Annotated in this window: 12 protein-coding genes; 3 read left to right on the top strand and 9 right to left on the bottom strand. The window is 72.2% G+C overall.

Translation table 11 applies throughout. The features are described from left to right. Window positions 1–29 precede the first annotated feature (29 nt). Window positions 30–725, bottom strand: a complete 696-nt coding sequence (locus L6E12_RS22310) for a LuxR C-terminal-related transcriptional regulator (protein ID WP_236229873.1) — start codon at window positions 723–725, stop codon at window positions 30–32. A gap of 1040 nt (window positions 726–1765) precedes the next feature. Here L6E12_RS22310 and L6E12_RS22315 point away from each other — a divergent pair. After that, window positions 1766–2020: a hypothetical protein gene (locus tag L6E12_RS22315; RefSeq protein ID WP_236229874.1), complete on the top strand. Its 255-nt coding sequence runs from the start codon at window positions 1766–1768 to the stop codon at window positions 2018–2020. A 169-nt stretch (window positions 2021–2189) separates the two neighbouring features. Here L6E12_RS22315 and L6E12_RS22320 read toward each other — a convergent pair whose 3' ends face one another. From L6E12_RS22320 to L6E12_RS22340, 5 genes are read right to left on the bottom strand one after another with little or no spacing between them, the layout of a single operon-like run. Continuing rightward, window positions 2190–3194, bottom strand: a complete 1005-nt coding sequence (locus tag L6E12_RS22320; RefSeq protein WP_236229875.1) for a sugar phosphate isomerase/epimerase — start codon at window positions 3192–3194, stop codon at window positions 2190–2192. Then, complete coding sequence (locus L6E12_RS22325; protein ID WP_236229931.1) at window positions 3191–4324, bottom strand: Gfo/Idh/MocA family protein; 1134 nt, start codon at window positions 4322–4324, stop codon at window positions 3191–3193. Before L6E12_RS22325 ends, L6E12_RS22320 begins: the two co-directional genes overlap by 4 nt. Window positions 4325–4359: 35 nt before the next feature. Beyond that, the gene (locus L6E12_RS22330; RefSeq protein ID WP_236229876.1) at window positions 4360–5403 is read right to left on the bottom strand and encodes a substrate-binding domain-containing protein; all 1044 of its coding nucleotides are present in this window, start codon (window positions 5401–5403) and stop codon (window positions 4360–4362) included. Window positions 5404–5429: 26 nt separating this feature from the next. Beyond that, entirely contained in the window at window positions 5430–6449 is a 1020-nt protein-coding gene (locus L6E12_RS22335) for an ABC transporter permease (protein ID WP_374201930.1), read from the bottom strand. Window positions 6450–6480: 31 nt separating this feature from the next. Continuing rightward, window positions 6481–7977 carry a sugar ABC transporter ATP-binding protein gene (locus L6E12_RS22340; RefSeq protein ID WP_236229878.1) on the bottom strand — a complete coding sequence of 499 codons (1497 nt, stop codon included), beginning with the start codon at window positions 7975–7977 and terminating at the stop codon, window positions 6481–6483. An 87-nt stretch (window positions 7978–8064) separates the two neighbouring features. Between L6E12_RS22340 and L6E12_RS22345 the strand changes: the two genes are divergently transcribed. After that, window positions 8065–9276: an ROK family protein gene (locus L6E12_RS22345; protein ID WP_236229879.1), complete on the top strand. Its 1212-nt coding sequence runs from the start codon at window positions 8065–8067 to the stop codon at window positions 9274–9276. Window positions 9277–9347: 71 nt separating this feature from the next. Here L6E12_RS22345 and L6E12_RS22350 read toward each other — a convergent pair whose 3' ends face one another. From L6E12_RS22350 to L6E12_RS22360, 3 genes are all read right to left on the bottom strand, one after another. Then, the gene (locus L6E12_RS22350) at window positions 9348–9899 is read right to left on the bottom strand and encodes an EF-hand domain-containing protein (protein ID WP_236229880.1); all 552 of its coding nucleotides are present in this window, start codon (window positions 9897–9899) and stop codon (window positions 9348–9350) included. 105 nt (window positions 9900–10004) lie between these two features. Then, window positions 10005–12308, bottom strand: coding sequence for a molybdopterin-dependent oxidoreductase (locus L6E12_RS22355; protein WP_236229881.1), 2304 nt, complete (start codon window positions 12306–12308; stop codon window positions 10005–10007). 124 nt (window positions 12309–12432) lie between these two features. Beyond that, window positions 12433–13830 (bottom strand): deoxyribodipyrimidine photo-lyase, encoded by a 1398-nt coding sequence (locus L6E12_RS22360; RefSeq protein WP_236229882.1) that lies wholly within the window; start codon window positions 13828–13830, stop codon window positions 12433–12435. A gap of 259 nt (window positions 13831–14089) precedes the next feature. Between L6E12_RS22360 and L6E12_RS22365 the strand changes: the two genes are divergently transcribed. Next, window positions 14090–15709 (top strand): ATP-binding cassette domain-containing protein, encoded by a 1620-nt coding sequence (locus L6E12_RS22365; protein WP_236229883.1) that lies wholly within the window; start codon window positions 14090–14092, stop codon window positions 15707–15709. Window positions 15710–15777 lie beyond the last annotated feature (68 nt).

The following is a 15777-nucleotide window of genomic DNA, read 5'->3' on the forward strand; positions in this document are numbered from 1 at the left end:
GCGTGGGCAGTTCTCGTGTGACCGGGGGATCAGTAGACGTATTCGCGCTGCACCCTGGGCGGCCAGGAACCGCTGCTGATGATCCCCATCGTGTAGGCCCGCGAGACCAGGGCGGGCCTGTTGGGCACCTTCAGGCGGCGCAGCATGGTGCTGACGTGGTACTCGATGCCCTTGCTCGACAGGAATAGCTGGGTGGCGAGCTGGATGGTGGAGGCGCCCGCGGCGACCCCCTCGAGGATCTTGGCGTCGACCTCGCTGAGCAGCCTGGGTCTGGTGTCCCCCCCGGCGTCGTCGGCGGTGGCGGGGTCGGCCTGCAGGAGCACGATCAGCGGGTCGGCGGTGCGCGCGGGGGCGCGCAACCGGATCGCGGTCAGGTCGCCCTGGACGGTGCCGTCCGGCCGCTTGACCTTGACGCACTCGGTGAACCGCCCGGTGCGGCCCATCCGGAGCTGGTTGAAGTTGAACTGCAGCCGCGACCCGCTGTCGAGCTGTAACAGGTCGGTGAACTCGACGTCCTGGACCTCGGCGGTGCCGCGGTCGAGCAGGGTGAGCAGGGCCCGGTTGGCGCTCTGCACCCGGCAGTGCGCGTCCAGGGCGGCGATGCCGACCCCGGAGCGCTCGACCAGGGAGTTGTAGAGCGCTGTGCACCGGGAGGGCCGCTGCGCCCCGGTGCTGCGGCTGTCTGCGGGCGGGTGCTCAGACGGTAGTAGATCGGCTTCGAACATGACGCTCCCCTTGCGGTGTGGACGGCGCGCTCGACGGTGACCACTGCGGTGGAATGAACTTGTGAAATAAATGGTCAAAATGTGCCGCACACCTCGTCGTGCGCCTCGGTCACAGCCGACAACCGCGGTTCGGACCCATGGTCACGGATGTCCCAATTGCTGTCGGCAAACCCCACCCGGTGATTCACTCCATCACAAGTACCCAGTAGTGGTGGAAGTGTCAACCACCCGGTGCTGTGTCTCTTGGCCATCTCCCTTTTGGGCGTGCGGGTTCACTTTTGTTCACATGGTCAATCCTCCATTCGTGTCACGGCTCGACGGCGACTCTTAGTTCACCAGGCTGCCGAAAAGCGATTTTCATCACAGTCTCCCGAACATTGTTGCGACCAATGCTGTGACATGGCCCCACCATTTGTCGCACGTTGTCGCGGGGGGTTTGGTCGGGGGCCGGAGTTATTTCCGCAGGTAGGAGTGCGGGTCGTGCGGGTGCGGGGCGGGGCCGTCGAGTGGTTCGGTGTGACCGTGGTGGATCACCATCCGCCCGAACGCGGTGTACCACCACCGTTCCGCCGGATTCGGGACCGCTGCCACCAATGCCGGTCGGCAGCGTGGGCGAAATCCGGTTTCACCGAAGCCGCGAAGACGGAGGCTTTGACCGAATCGGTCATTCTGATCGGGTGTTCTCAACCGTTCGGGCAAGGGACCGAGGTCGGGTTGCCCGTATGCGGGTGCCCGCGAGTGGTTTTGATGCCTGCTTCCACTCCGGGGCCCGTGGGCGCACCCGAATCGCCGTCACGCCCGGTCGACACGCGGCGTGGCGGACGGGTGAAGCACCCCTGGCGACTCATCCGGCGGACGCCGTGTGTGGTGACCGGCCGCCCCCACTCCGAGCGCTCATAATGGGACGGAGTAGTCAATCAGCCGTCTGTGGAACGGGGTCGAAGTGACGAGAATGGACTGCGGCGGGCGCCGTGCCCGCTGCGGCCGGGGGTGGCCCCGTCCGCAGCCGCTGCGGTGGATCGGCGACGGGGGACCCCGCCGTGGCTGACATCGTCTCCGCGATCGACGCGGTCACCGGGTGCCAGCAGTGCGGCGGCCCGCTCGGTGGGAGCCCTTCGGGGGACTTCTGCGGTCCCGGGTGCGCGAGCGCGTGGGCAGCCGAACAGGTGGGCACGCGGCCGGGTGACGTGGTGGCGGCGTTCCCGGCGCTGGCCGAAGCCGCCCGGGAGATCGCGGCCTCGCTGCGCTCGGATGCGGCAGGGGGTCAGATCGTGTGGCGGGGCGACGACGAGTGACGGCCCCCGCCGGTGGGCTGAACCCCGTGGGTCGTCCCAGCGGGGTGGGCCGGTGAGTCGCCCCGTCAACGGCGGGGGCGCGGCAGGGGAACGCGGGGCGGCACCCGGCTGGTCACCGACCGCGAGACCCGGGTGAGCCGGTTGGGCGACTGCCGCGCCCCGCCCGTGCCTACCGGTTCGAGCTGAACGCCGCGTCGAAAGCCGCGGCGGGCGGGTCGAAGGCCAGGCGGCGGATGAATTCCAACGCCTCCGGCGCCCCGACGAGGCGGTCCATGCCCGCGTCCTCCCACTCCACCGAGAGCGGGCCGTCGTAGCCGATGGCGTTGAGCATGCGGAAGCACGCCTCCCACGGCACGTCGCCGTGACCGGTGGAGACGAAGTCCCAGCCGCGTCGGGGGTCGGCCCACGCCAGGTGCGAACCCATGCGGCCGTTGCGGCCGTTGCCGACCTGGCGCTTGGCGTCCTTGCAGTCGACGTGGTAGATCCGGTCGCGGAAGTCCCACAGGAAGCCCACGGGGTCGAGGTCCTGCCACACGAAGTGGCTGGGGTCCCAGTTGAGCCCGAACGCGGGCCGGTGCCCGACCGCCTCCAGCGCGGCGACGGTGGTCCAGTAGTCGTAGGCGATCTCCGACGGGTGCACCTCGTGCGCGAACCGCACCCCCACCTCGTCGAACACGTCGAGGATCGGGTTCCAGCGGTCGGCGAAGTCCCGGTACCCGGCGTCCACCATCGCCTGCGGCACGGGTGGGAACATGGCCACGGTCTTCCAGATGCTCGACCCGGTGAACCCCACCACCGTGTCCACGCCCAGCGCCGCCGCCGCCCGGGCCGTCACCGCCATGGCCTCCGCCGCCCGCTGCCGCACGCCCTCCGGTTTGCCGTCGCCCCACACCCGCGCGGGCAGGATCGCCCGGTGCCGCTCGTCGATGGGGTCGTCGCACACCGCCTGGCCGGTGAGGTGGTTGGAGATCGCGAACACCCGCAGCCCGTGCTCCTCCAGGATCGCGCGTCGCCCGGCCACGTAGGACGGGTCCTCCACCGCCGCCCACGGGTCGAAGTGATCACCCCAGCAGGCGATCTCCAGCCCGTCGTAGCCCCACTGCCCGGCGAGGCGCGCCACCTCCTCGAACGGCAGGTCGGCCCACTGCCCGGTGAACAACGTGACCGGCCTCATCCGATCTCCTCCCAGCCACTGCCCCGGGTCGACGACCGCGCCACCGCGTCGAGGACGAGTTGCACCTGCAGCCCGTCGGCGAACGACGGCGTCGGGTCGACCCCGGCGGCGAGGTCGCGCACGAGGTCGGCGACCTCGTGGGTGAACGTGTGCTCGTAGCCCAGGCCGTGCCCCGGCGGCCACCACGCCCCCGCGTAGGGGTGCTCGGGCTCGGTGACCAGGATGCGCCGGAAGCCCGCGGCGACCGGCTCGTCGGTGCCGTCGAAGAACGACAGCTCGTTCATCGCCTCGAAGTCGAACGCCAGGGAACCGAGGCTGCCGTTCACCTCCAGCCGCAACGAGTTCTTGCGCCCCGTGGCGAACCTCGTGGCCTCGAAGCTGGCCAGCCCGCCGCCCGCGAACCGCCCCAGGAACAGCGCGGCGTCGTCCACGGTGACCTGCCCGCGGCCCGCGCTGCCCGAGGCACCCGCCGCCACCGGCAGGGGCCGCTCGCGCACGAACGTCTCCATCAGCGCGGTCACGCCGGTGAGCCGGTCGCCGACCACGAACTGCGCCAGGTCGACCGCGTGCGCCCCGATGTCACCCAACGCGCCCGACCCGGCCCGGTCCGCCCGCAGCCGCCACACCAGCGGGAACTCCGGGTCGACGACCCAGTCCTGCAGGTAGGTGCCGCGCACGTGCCGGATCTCGCCCAGCCGCCCGTCGGCGACCAGCCGCCGGGCCAGCGCCACGGCGGGGACCCGCCGGTAGTTGAAGCCGACCATGCTGTGCACGCCCCGCTCGCGGGCCCGCTCGGCGGCGGCGGCCATGGCCCTGGCCTCGTCCACGGTGTTGGCCAGCGGCTTCTCGCACAGCACGTGCTTGCCCGCGTCGAGGGCGGCGACGGCGATCTCGGCGTGGGTGTCGCCGGGGGTGCAGATGTCGACGAGCGCCACGTCGTCGCGGCGCAGCAGCGCCTTCCAGTCGGTCTCGGTGTCGCGCCAGCCCAGCCGGTCGGCCGCGGCGCGGGTGCGGGTGGCGTCGCGGCCGCAGAGGACGGCCAGTTCGGGGGTGAGCGCGAGGTCGAAGAAGTGGGCGGCGGTGCGCCACGCCTGCGAGTGGACCGCGCCCATGAAGGCGTGCCCGACCATGCCGACCCCGAGGCGGTGCGCGGTGGTGCCCGCGGTCACGACTCGAACCCGAGCGGCAGGTAGGTGTCCACGTTGTCCTTCGTGATCGTGGCGGAGGCCAGCGTCAGCGACGTCGGGACCTCCTTCTCGACGAGGTCGCCCATGCCCCGGTTCTGCGCGACGAGCCGCGCCAGCGCGACGGCCGACGACGCCATCGACGGGCTGTAGGTCACGGTCGCCTTCAGGACGGTGTTGTCGGCCTTGATCGCGCGCATGGCGTTGGCCGAGCCTGCGCCGCCGACCATCAGGAACTCGCCGCGCCCCGCCTGCTGGATCGCGGCGAGGACACCGATGCCCTGGTCGTCGTCGTGGTTCCACAGCGCGTCGAGCCGCGGTGCGGCCTGCAACAGGTTGGCCGCGACGCGCTGCCCGCCCTGCGCGGTGAAGTCCGCGGCCTGGCGCGGGCCGACGGAGTAGCCGTAGGACGACAGCGCGTCGGCGAAGCCCTTGCTCCTGGCCCGGGTGAGCGGCAGGTTGTCGATGCCCGCGATCTCGCCGATCACCGGGTTGCCGACGCCCTTGGCCTTGAGCTGCTCGCCGATGTGGGTGCCCGCGGCGACGCCCATGCCGTAGTTGTCACCGCCGATCCACGTGCGGTAGGCCAGCGGGGAGTCGAACACGCGGTCGAGGTTGATCACCGGGATGCCCGCGTCCATCGCCTTGCGGCCCAGGGCGGTGAGCTGGCTGCCGTCGTTCGGCAGGATCACCAGCGCGGAGACCTTCTTGGTGATCAGCGTGTCGACGGCCGCGATCTGCTGGGCGATGTCGGTGGTGGGGTTCACCGCCTCGAACGTGACGTCGGAGTAGAGCCCCGCCTGGTTCCTGGCGTTGGCGGCGATGGCGGCAATCCACCCGTGGTCGGCCGCGGGGCAGGAGAAGCCGATGGTGACGGGCTTGCCCGGCTCGGCGTTGTCGCCCCCGGCGGCGGTCGCCCCGCCGCCCGGGACGGGGGCGGCGTTGCTGGTGCAGGCGGTCAGCGCCGCGACGGCGCCGATGCCGAGGGCGCCGGAGAGGAACCCGCGGCGGGAGTGGTCGGACATGGTTGCGCTCCTGTGCAGGGGAGGGGTCAGGGGGTTGTGCGGCGCGCGCGGGCCTGGACGAGCACGGCGGCGACGATGATCGCGCCCTTGGCGATGTTCTGGACGTCGGTGTCGAGGTTGTTGAGCACGAACAGGTTCGTGATGGTCGTGAAGACCAGCACGCCGAGGATCGAGCCGATCAGCGTGCCGCGGCCACCGGACAGCAGCGTGCCGCCGATGATCACCGCGGCGATGGCGTCGAGCTCGTAGAGCGTGCCGTGGGTGCTCGACCCGGTGGTGGTGAGCGAGGCGATCATGATGGCGGCGACGCCGCAGCAGAGCCCGGAGACCACGTAGAGCGCCGCGGTGTGCCTGCGCACGTCGAGACCGGCCAGCCGGGACGCCTCCGGGTTGCCGCCGATGGCGAAGGTCCGACGGCCGAACGTCGTCCGGTTGAGCACCACCCACCCGACCGCGACGACGGCGGCGAACAGGTAGACCAGCAGCGGGACCCCGAGCAACCGCGTGGTGGCGATCGCGGCGATCACCGGGTCGGTGACGATCTGGCTGCGCCGCCCGGAGATCCGCTCGGCCAGCCCCTGCGCCGAGATGAGCATGGCGAGCGTGACGATGAACGGCACGATCCGCCCGTAGGCGATCAGCAGGCCGTTGACCAGCCCACCGGCCGCGCCCACGGCCAACGCGCAGAAGACCATCACCCACGGCCCGAACGACTGCGTCGCCACCGTCGTCGCCCAGACCGAGGACAACGCCATCAGCTTGCCGACCGACAGGTCGATCCCCCCGCCGATGATCACGAACGTGGCCCCGACGGTGATCACCCCGATGATCGACGCCGAGGTGAGGATGGTCAGCAGGTTCGCCGTGGTCGCGAACGTGTCGGCGGTCGCCACCCCGACCACGGCGAGCAGCGCCAGCACCGCGACGAGCCCGAGGTTGTGGCCCACCCCGCCGAGGAACAGCCTGCCCCACGGCGACGGACCCGCGTCCTGCCCGGCCCGCGGTGCCCCGCCCGCCGGTGGTCCGGCGGCGTTCGTACCCGACATCCCCGCGGCAGGCTCCTCCGCGGTGGTCTGCTCAGACATGTGCCGCTCCCATCACCAGGTCCAGGACCCGGCCCTCGTCCAGTTCCGCGGCCGGTGCGGTGCGCACCACCCGGCCTTCCCGCACGACGAGCACCGTGTCGGCCAGCCCCAGCACCTCGGGTATCTCGCTGGACACCACGACCACCGCCACGCCCTGCTCCGCGAGCTGCCGGACCAGCGCGTAGATCTCGCCGCGGGCGCCGACGTCGACCCCGCGAGTGGGTTCGTCGAGCAGCAGCACCCGGCCGCCGTGCAGCAGCCAGCGCGCCAGCACGACCTTCTGCTGGTTGCCACCCGACAGCGTCCGGACCGGGCGCGACGGGTCGGCCGGGCGCACGTCGAGCCGCGCCAGCACCGCCCGCACGGCGTCGGATTCCGCGTCGGGGCCGAGGAACCCGGCTCGGGCGAACCGGCCCAGCGCGGGCAGCGACACGTTGCGCGCCACCGACTCGTGCAGCAGCAGCCCCTGGCTCTTGCGCTCCTCCGGGCACAGCCCCATCCCCGCGCCGACGGCGGCCGACACCGATCCGGTGCGCAGCGCGCGGCCTCGCACCCGGACGGTCCCCGCCGTGGCGCGGCGGGCGCCGTAGACCGTCTCGACGATTTCCGAGCGGCCCGAGCCCACGAGCCCGGCGAGCCCCACGACCTCGCCCGCGCGGACGGTGAACGACACGCCGCCGAAGCCCGTGCCCGCCAGGTCCTCGACCTCCAGCACCACCTCGTCACCGGGTGGTGCGCCTGCCGGGGGGATCGCGTGCTCCACCTGGCGGCCGGTCATCAGCCGGATCACCTCGGCGGTGGGCGTGGTGCGGGCGGGCAGGTCGCGGGCCACCGTGGCACCGTCCTTCAGCACCGTGACCCGGTCTCCGATGGCCCGGATCTCGTCGAGCCGGTGGGAGATGTAGACCACCGCGACACCATCGGCCGTGAGCTCGCGGACCACGCGGAACAGGTTCCGCACCTCGTTGGGGTCGAGCACCGCCGTGGGCTCGTCCATGACGATCAGCCGGGCGTCGCGGGCCAGCGCCCGCGCCATGCTCACGACCTGCTGCCCCGCCGCGGAGAGCCGCCCCACCTCGCGGCGCGGCGGGATTTCCGGGTGACCCAGCCGCAGCAGCAGGCCGCGGGTCAGCGCCTCCGCGTCGCGGAAGCGGGTGAAGCCCAGCCGCGACGGCTCGTGGCCGAGCACGACGTTCTCGGCCACCGAGAGCCCGGGCACCAGGTCGAGTTCCTGGTGGATGGTGGCGATGCCCGCCGCGTCGGCGGCGTGCGGGCCCGGGAAGGTCACCGACCGCCCCTGCCAGGTCAGCTCACCGGCGTCCGGCTGGTGCGCGCCCGCCAGGACCTTGATCAGCGTCGACTTGCCCGCACCGTTCTGCCCCAGCAGGCAGTGCACCTCACCCGCTGCGACGTCGAGGTCCACGCCGTCGAGGGCCCGCACGCCGGGGAAGGTCTTCACGATCCCCCGCACCGTCAGCAGTGACGTCATGGCCAGGACGGTAGGAGGATTGACCAGCGCCGTACAACGTCGCAATAATGTCTTTTTCCGTCAATAATCCGTTGATATTGGTTCGTGATGCCGCTCCCGCTCCCGCCGCTGCGCCTCGCCGCACCGCCGCTGTCCGGTCGCGCCGACGCGGCCACCACCCTGAGTGCTGTGGCCAGGCTCGTCGCGTCCGGCACGGCCGTGAGCAAGGCCGAACTCGGACCGGCCGCCGGGCTGGCCCGCACCACGGTCAGCGGCATCGTCGACGAGCTGCTGGCCCGCGGCGTGCTCCGGCTCAACGGCACCCGCCCCACCGCGGGCCGCGGCCGACCGGCCGACCGGCTCGCGCTGTCCCCCGACAGCGGGGTGGTGCTGCTCGCCGACGTCGGCGCCCACGGGGCGCACCTCGCCGTCGTCGACCTCAGCCAGCGGGTGCTCGGCCACACGCACGTCCTCGTCGACGTGCGGGACGGACCGGAGACCGTCCTCGACCTCATCGAGACCGCGTTGGACGCGCTGCGGCCCGGCGGCGCCGTGCGCGCGGTCGTGATCGGCCTCCCCGGCCCGGTCGACGGGCAGCTCGGGCAGCCGGTCCGACCACCGATCATGCCCGGCTGGCACGCCTACCCGGTCGTCGAACGGCTGCGCCGCCGCTACGGCTGCCCGGTCGTCCTGGAGAACGACGTCAATCTGCGCGCCCTCGGCGAAGCCCGCGCCCTGCCCCCCGACCAGTCGCCGCTGCTGTTCGTCAAGGTCGGCACCGGCATCGGCGGCGGGCTGATCACCCAGGACGGCGCACTGCACCACGGCGCCGACGGCGCGGCGGGCGACATCGGGCACATCCGCGTCCGCGGCGCCCCCGACGTCGTCTGCGTGTGCGGCAACGTCGGCTGCATCGAGGCCGTCGCCTCCGCCCACGCCATCGCCCGGCGCCGCGGCGTCGACGTCACCGACCTGCGCGCGCTCATCGCCCACGGCGACCCCGAGGCGCTGGCGCTGGTCCGCGAAGCCGCCGGTCTCGTCGGCGAGGTCGTGGCCACGCTGGTGCACTTCGCCAACCCCGCCCGCGTGACGATCGGCGGATCGGTCACAGCGGCCAGCGATGAACTCCTCGCGGGCGTGCGCAGTGTCGTCTACCAGCGCGCGCTGCCGCTGGCCACCCGCAACCTCGTGCTCACCGGCAGCGTCCTGGGGGAGTACGCGGGCCTGGCCGGTGCCGCGGTCCTGGGCATCGAGCAGGTCCTGAGCCCCGCCGTCGTCCAGACCCTGAACCCCACCCCACGGGCCGCGCGCACGACGTGAAGAGCCGCCGCGCGGCCTCCGCCGGTGAGCGGCTCCTCCCGCCCCGGAACACCGGGGGCCGGTGCGGCCGGTCAGGCCGCGATCTTGCCGAACAGGTGCGTGGCGGGGGCGTCCGGGTCGTCGCCGTAGAAGAACTCCGCGAGTGCCTGGTGGAACTCCGCGCGATCCAGCCCGCCCGAACCGTCCAGGTCCAACGCGGAGAAGACCGCGGCGCAGTCCTCTGCGGACACGTTGCCCGCCAGGCCGAAGATCTCCCCGAACTCCGCCTGGTCGACCCGGTCGTCGCCGTCGAGGTCGATCAGGTCGAAGTAGCAGTCGGCCACCGGCCCGACCTGCTGCGGGTACAGGGCGGGGTCGGTCAGCGCTCGCCGGAAGCCCTCGGTCATCTCCCGCAGGTCGACCTCCCCGTCACCGTCCTGGTCCATCGGCGCGATCACGTTGGCCCAGAACGCGTCCAGCCCGTCGGTCAGCCTGCGGGCGACCGTGGACTCCGGCGCGGCACCGCGGGCCGCGACGTAGCGCTCGCCCATCAACCGGACGTCCTGACGGGTGATCACCCCGTCGCCGTCGACATCCGCGCCGTTGAACCACTGGCGGTACTTGAGATCACGAACTCCAGTCATGACGGCGGATCGTAGTTACGCGAACACGGCGTGTTCAAGCAATCCGACCACCGGGGGAGAACAGATCATCCATCCGAGTGACGCTGCCGCCGTCCCCGTGGACGGTCAACCGGGCGGCACGAGGTTCGGTGGTGCGAAGGCGAGCACGTCGGGGAGGGGGCCGTCGTACGGCTCGACCTCGACAAGGGCACTGAGGGCACTCGGTCCCTGGGACAGGCGCGAGCACGGTCGGTCCGCCGTGAGGGCGTTCGGATTGCCGTGGCGGTCCAGCGTTCCGCTCCGGCCCGGTTGGACCGGGTCCCACCACGCCCCCGTGGACAGTTGCACGACCCCCGGCATGACGTCGTCCGACAGGACCGCGCCCGCGAGGCAACTGCCCCGGTCGTTGTGGACGCGCACGACCATGCCGCTCTCGATGCCGCGCGCCGCGGCGACCGACGGGTGGATCGCCACGGGCTCACGACCGCGGATCTTCGAGCTGAGGCTGTGGCCGCCGTTGTCGTACTGGCTGTGCAGGCGCGAGGCGGGCTGGTTCGAGATCAGGTGCAGCGGGAACCGGTCCGACAGGTCGGCGCGGAGCCACTCCGCGGGCTCGAACCACTTCGGGTGCCCGGCGCAGTCGTCGTAGCCGAACGAGTCGATCTCCGCCGAGAAGATCTCGATCCGGCCCGACGGCGTCGACAGGGGGAAGCGCTGCGGATCCGAGCGGAGGGCTTCGAAACTGCCGGGGAACGGTCCGGTCAACGCGGGCAGTTCCGCGGTGGTGTTCCGCCAGAAGTCGTCGAAGCCCGGCAGGGCGGCGTCGTCGCCGAGCGCGGCCCTCGTCTGCTCGTAGAGGTGGCGGACCCAGTCGGGCTCGGAGCGCGACTGCGTGAACTCCCGCTCGAACCCGAGCCGGGAGGCCAGGGCGGCGAAGATCTGGTGATCGGTGCGCGACTCGCCCGCGGGCTCGCGGACCTTCGGCATCGCGACGAGGTGGGGGTCGGAGAACCCGGCGGCGAAGTCGTCGCGCTCCAGGCTGGTGGCGACGGGGAGGACGATGTCCGCGAACTTGGCCGTCGTGTTCCACCAGGCTTCGTGGACCACGACCGTGTCCGGGGCCTGCCAGGCGCGGGTCAGGCGGTGGAGGTCCTGGTGGTGGTGGAACGGGTTCCCCCCGCACCAGTAGACCAGGCGCAGCTCGGGCAGCGTGAGGCGCTCGCCGTCGTAGTCGATGACCTCGCCGGGGTGCAGCAGGGTGTCGGCGATCCTCGCGACCGGGATGAAGTCCGGGACCGGGTTGGGAACCGCCGGTACGGTCGCCACGAAGGCGCGGCCCTCGGCGACGCCCGTGGCGTCCATCGTCGCGTAGCCCGCGCCCCAGCCGCACCCCGGCCGACCCATCGAGCCCGCCATGGCGGCCAGCACGACGGACATCCAGATCGGTTGTTCGCCGTGGTCCGCCCGCTGCACCGCGTAGTTGACCATGATGAGGGAACGCCTGCTGGTGAGGCGGCGGGCGAGGTCGGTGATCGCCTCGCGGCTGATGCCCGTGATCCCCGCCGCCCAGGCGGCGTCCTTCCGGACGCCGTCGAGCTCGCCGACCAGGTAGGCGGCGAAGCGGTCGAACCCGACGCAGCACCGGCGGAGGAAGTCCTCGTCGTGCCACCCGTTGACCAGCATCGTGTGGGCGATGCCGAGCATCGCGGCGGTGTCGGTGTTGGGCACGACGGGCAGCCACTCGGCGTCGAGGAAGTCGGCGACGTCGCTGCGGATGGGGCTGACGTTCACGAACTCCACCCCGGCCGCGCGGCACCGGCGTTGCAGGTCCCGGGTCTGGTGCTTGGCCAGCCCACCGGGGTTGATCTGGCTGTTCTTGAGGGCCAGTCCGCCGAACGCCACCACGAACTCGCAGTTCTCGGCGATGTCGTCCCACATCGGCATCCGGCTCTGGTAGCTCCACGGGTGACCGCCGATCACGTGGGGGAGGATGACCTCCAGGGCCGCGGTGCTGTAGGTGTTGCGGGAGTCGGTGTACCCCCCGCCCAGTGCCAGGAACCGCTGGAGCTGCCCCTGCGCGTTGTGGAACCTGCCCGCACTCGCCCAACCGTAGGACCCGCCGAACACCGCGCTGTCCCCGTGCTGCGAACGGACTCGGCGCAGTTCATCGCTCACCAGCGTGATCGCCTGGTCCCAGCTCACCTCCACGAAGGCGTCCGAGCCCCTGGCCGCGCCGCCGTCGCGGGGCTCGCCGTTCAGCCAGCCCCTGCGCACCGCGGGGCGCAACACGCGGGCGCTGTCGTCGGCGGCTGTCACCATTCCGGGACCGATGGGCGAGGGCGCGGGGTCATCGTGCGTCGGCTCGATCCGCACCAACCGGCCGGAATCGACCACGGCGACGAAGCTGCCCCAGTGCGTCGCGACCGACATGCGTCGTTCCATGGTGCATCAGCTCCGCTCTGAGGGTTCCCCGGTCCTGGACAACGGTTGCTCGGCAGGCGACGTGACACCCACGGTAGCCCCGTCGGGGCGGAGCAGAACAGTCTCGTCGCCTTCAGCGCGTGCGCGCCACCAGGAAACGTCGGGCGCCGTCCTGGAGGTCGACGATGGGTTCCGGGTAGTCGACCCTGCTCCGCTCGTCCTGCGGCAGCGTCCACGGTTGGTGGACCCGGCGGCCGGTGACGTGCCGGAGTTCGGGGACGTACCTGCGGACGTAGCGCCCGTCGGGGTCGAAGCGGCGGGCCTGGGCGAGCGGGTTGAGGACGCGGTTGGGCCGGGTGTCGGTCCCGGTGCCCGCCGCCCACTGCCAGTTCATCTGGTTGTTCGCGATGTCGCAGTCCACGAGCAGGTCGGTGAAGTGCTGCGCGCCGAGTCGCCAGTCGAGGTAGAGGACCTTGGTGAGGAAGTTGGCGGTGATGAGCCGGGCGCGGTTGTGCATCCAGCCCTCGCGGGCGAGCTGGCGCATCCCCGCGTCCACGATCGGGTACCCGGTCCGCCCTGCGCGCCAGGCGTCGAGGTCCTCCTCGGATCGGCGCCAGCGGTCACCGCGGGGCCGGAAGTCGTCGTGGGCGGTGTCCGGGCGCGCGGCGAGGACCTGGTGGTGGAAGTCGCGCCAGGCCAGTTGCCGGGTGAACGCGCGGGCACCCTCGGACCGGTTGCCGACCCGGTGCAGCAGCTCGGTCACCGACAGCGTGCCGAAGTGCAGGTGCGCCGAGAGCCGGGAGGTGCCGTCGTCGGCGAGCGCGTCGTGCCGGTCGGCGTAGTCGTCCACCGCGTCGCGGACCCACCGGGTCAGCAGCTTGCGTGCCTGCTTCTCGCCGCCGGTGCACAGCTCGGGCGACGGTGAACCGCGGTGCAGCAGGTCCGCGGTGGGAATCCCGCCCACGTCCAGCCGCGGAACGGTGATGGTGCCGGGCGCCCGCAGGGGCCTGCGCAGGACCTGCGTCTGCCACCTGCGGAAGTAGGGGGTGAACACGCTGAAGTGGTCGTTGCCCCCGACCGGGCTGATCGACAGCGGCGGCACAGCGGTGACGGAGGAGTCGTGCACGTGCAGCTCGACACCGCACGACCGCAACGCCCGCGTGAGTTCGCGCTCCCGGCGCTGGGCGAACCGGCTCACGTCCGAGGCGATGTGCACCTCGTCGACGTCGTGGTCCCGGGCGACCCGCACGACTTCGGCGACGGTCGAGCCGCGCCGGACCACCAGCGCGCCACCCCGAGCGCGCAGGCCCGCGTCCAGGTCCGCCAGGCTGTCGGCGAGGAAGGACGCCCTGTTGGCGCTCATGTACGACGAACCGGTGATGGTCTCGTCCACCACGAACAGCGGGACACACCGGTCGGCCGCGGCCGCCGCGTGCAGCACGGGGTTGTCGTGCACCCGCAGGTCCCGGGTGAACACAGCGATCGACGTCCGCACGTACGCACTCCCGTCCACGACGCCCATCCGCGCCATCGGTCACCCACTACCCCGCGCGGGCACCCCACAACCCCACACCGGCCCACCTCACCCGAAAGATCATCACCCGCAGGCCGCGGCACCCCGCCCGTGGAGTCCGCGCTGATCCGGGCACGGGCCCGTTGGTCGACTCGTTCGGATCGGGCAGGAGCCTCGCCGCTACGCTGGGGTGCCCGCCGCCGCTCTGGGTGCCCGGGGTGCGCCGGGGCTACCGGGTGCGCGTGGAGCCGGTGCCGAGTGAGGAGAAGCGCGCACGATGGGTCATCTTGAGGCCGCGCACGTCGAGTACTACCTGCCCGACGGGCGGGCGCTGCTCGGGGACGTGTCCTTCCGGGTCGGCGACGGGGCCGTCGCCGCGCTCGTCGGGGCGAACGGGGCGGGGAAGACGACGCTGCTGCGGCTGCTGTCCGGGGAGCTGACCCCGCACGGGGGGTCGGTCACGCGCAGCGGGGCGCTCGGGGTGATGCCGCAGTTCATCGGGTCGGTGCGCGACGACCGGACCGTGCGCGACCTGCTGCTCACCGTCGCCCAGCCCGGGGTCGCCGAGGCGGCCGGGGCGGTGGACGCCGCGGAGACGGCGATGATCGAATCCGACACCGAGAAGACCCAGATGGCCTACGCCCAGGCCCTCGCCGACTGGGGTGAGGTGGGCGGGTACGAGGTCGAGACCCACTGGGACATCTGCACCACCGCGGCGATGGGCGTGCCCTACGACGTGGCCAAGTGGCGCGACGTGCGCACCCTGTCCGGCGGCGAGCAGAAGCGGCTGGTGCTCGAATCGCTGTTCCGCGGCACCGACGAGGTGCTGCTGCTCGACGAGCCGGACAACTACCTCGACGTGCCAGGCAAGCGGTGGCTGGAGGCCAGGCTCGCCGAGACGGCGAAGACCGTGCTGTTCGTCAGCCACGACCGCGAGCTGCTCTCCACCGCCGCCCAGCGCATCGTCAGCGTCGAGCCCGGCGCCGCGGGCGCCGACGCCTGGGTGCACGGCGGCGGGTTCGCCACCTTCCACGCCGCCCGCACCGAGCGCTTCGCCCGCTACGACGAGCTGCGCAAGCGGTGGGACGAGAAGCACGCCCAGCTGCGCAAGCTCGTCCTGAACATGCGCGAGTACGCCGCCCGCAGCCACGACATGGCCTCCCGCTACGCCGCCGCCCAGACCCGGCTGCGCAAGTTCGAGGAGGTCGGCCCGCCGCCGGAGCCGCCGCGCAAGCAGGAGATCACCATGCGGCTGCGCGGCGGCCGCACCGGCGTGCGCGCGCTCACCTGCGCGGGCCTGGAGCTGACCGGGCTGATGAAGCCGTTCGACCTGGAGGTCTTCTACGGCGAGCGCGTCGCGGTCCTGGGCAGCAACGGCTCAGGCAAGTCGCACTTCCTGCGCCTGCTCGCGGGCGAGGACGTCGCGCACACCGGCACCTGGAAGCTCGGCGCGCGGGTGGTGGCCGGGCACTTCGCCCAGACCCACGCCCACCCCGAGCTGCTCGACCGCACCCTGCTGGACATCCTGGCCGACCGCCACTCCCACGACCGCGGCAAGGCCATGGGGGCGCTGCGCCGCTACGAACTGGAGCAGCAGGCCGAGCAGCGGTTCGACAAGCTCTCCGGCGGCCAGCAGGCCCGCTTCCAGATCCTGCTGCTGGAGCTGGCGGGCACGACCGCGCTGCTGCTCGACGAGCCCACCGACAACCTCGACCTGGAGAGCGCCGAGGCGCTGCAGGACGGGCTGGGCGCCTACGACGGCACGGTCCTCGCCGTCACCCACGACCGGTGGTTCGCCCGCACCTTCGACCGCTACCTCGTCTTCGGCGCCGACGGCGAGGTCCGCGAGACCACGGAGCCGGTCTGGGACGAGCGCCGCGTCGAACGCCCGCGCTGACCTGGGCCCCTGGAGCCTGTCCTCAAAGCAGGCGACCACCTCACCAACCGCCGGCCCGGTGACCAGCG

The organism is Actinokineospora sp. PR83 (assembly GCF_021056305.1).
GTDB classification, from domain to species: Bacteria; Actinomycetota; Actinomycetes; order Mycobacteriales; family Pseudonocardiaceae; genus Actinokineospora; species Actinokineospora spheciospongiae.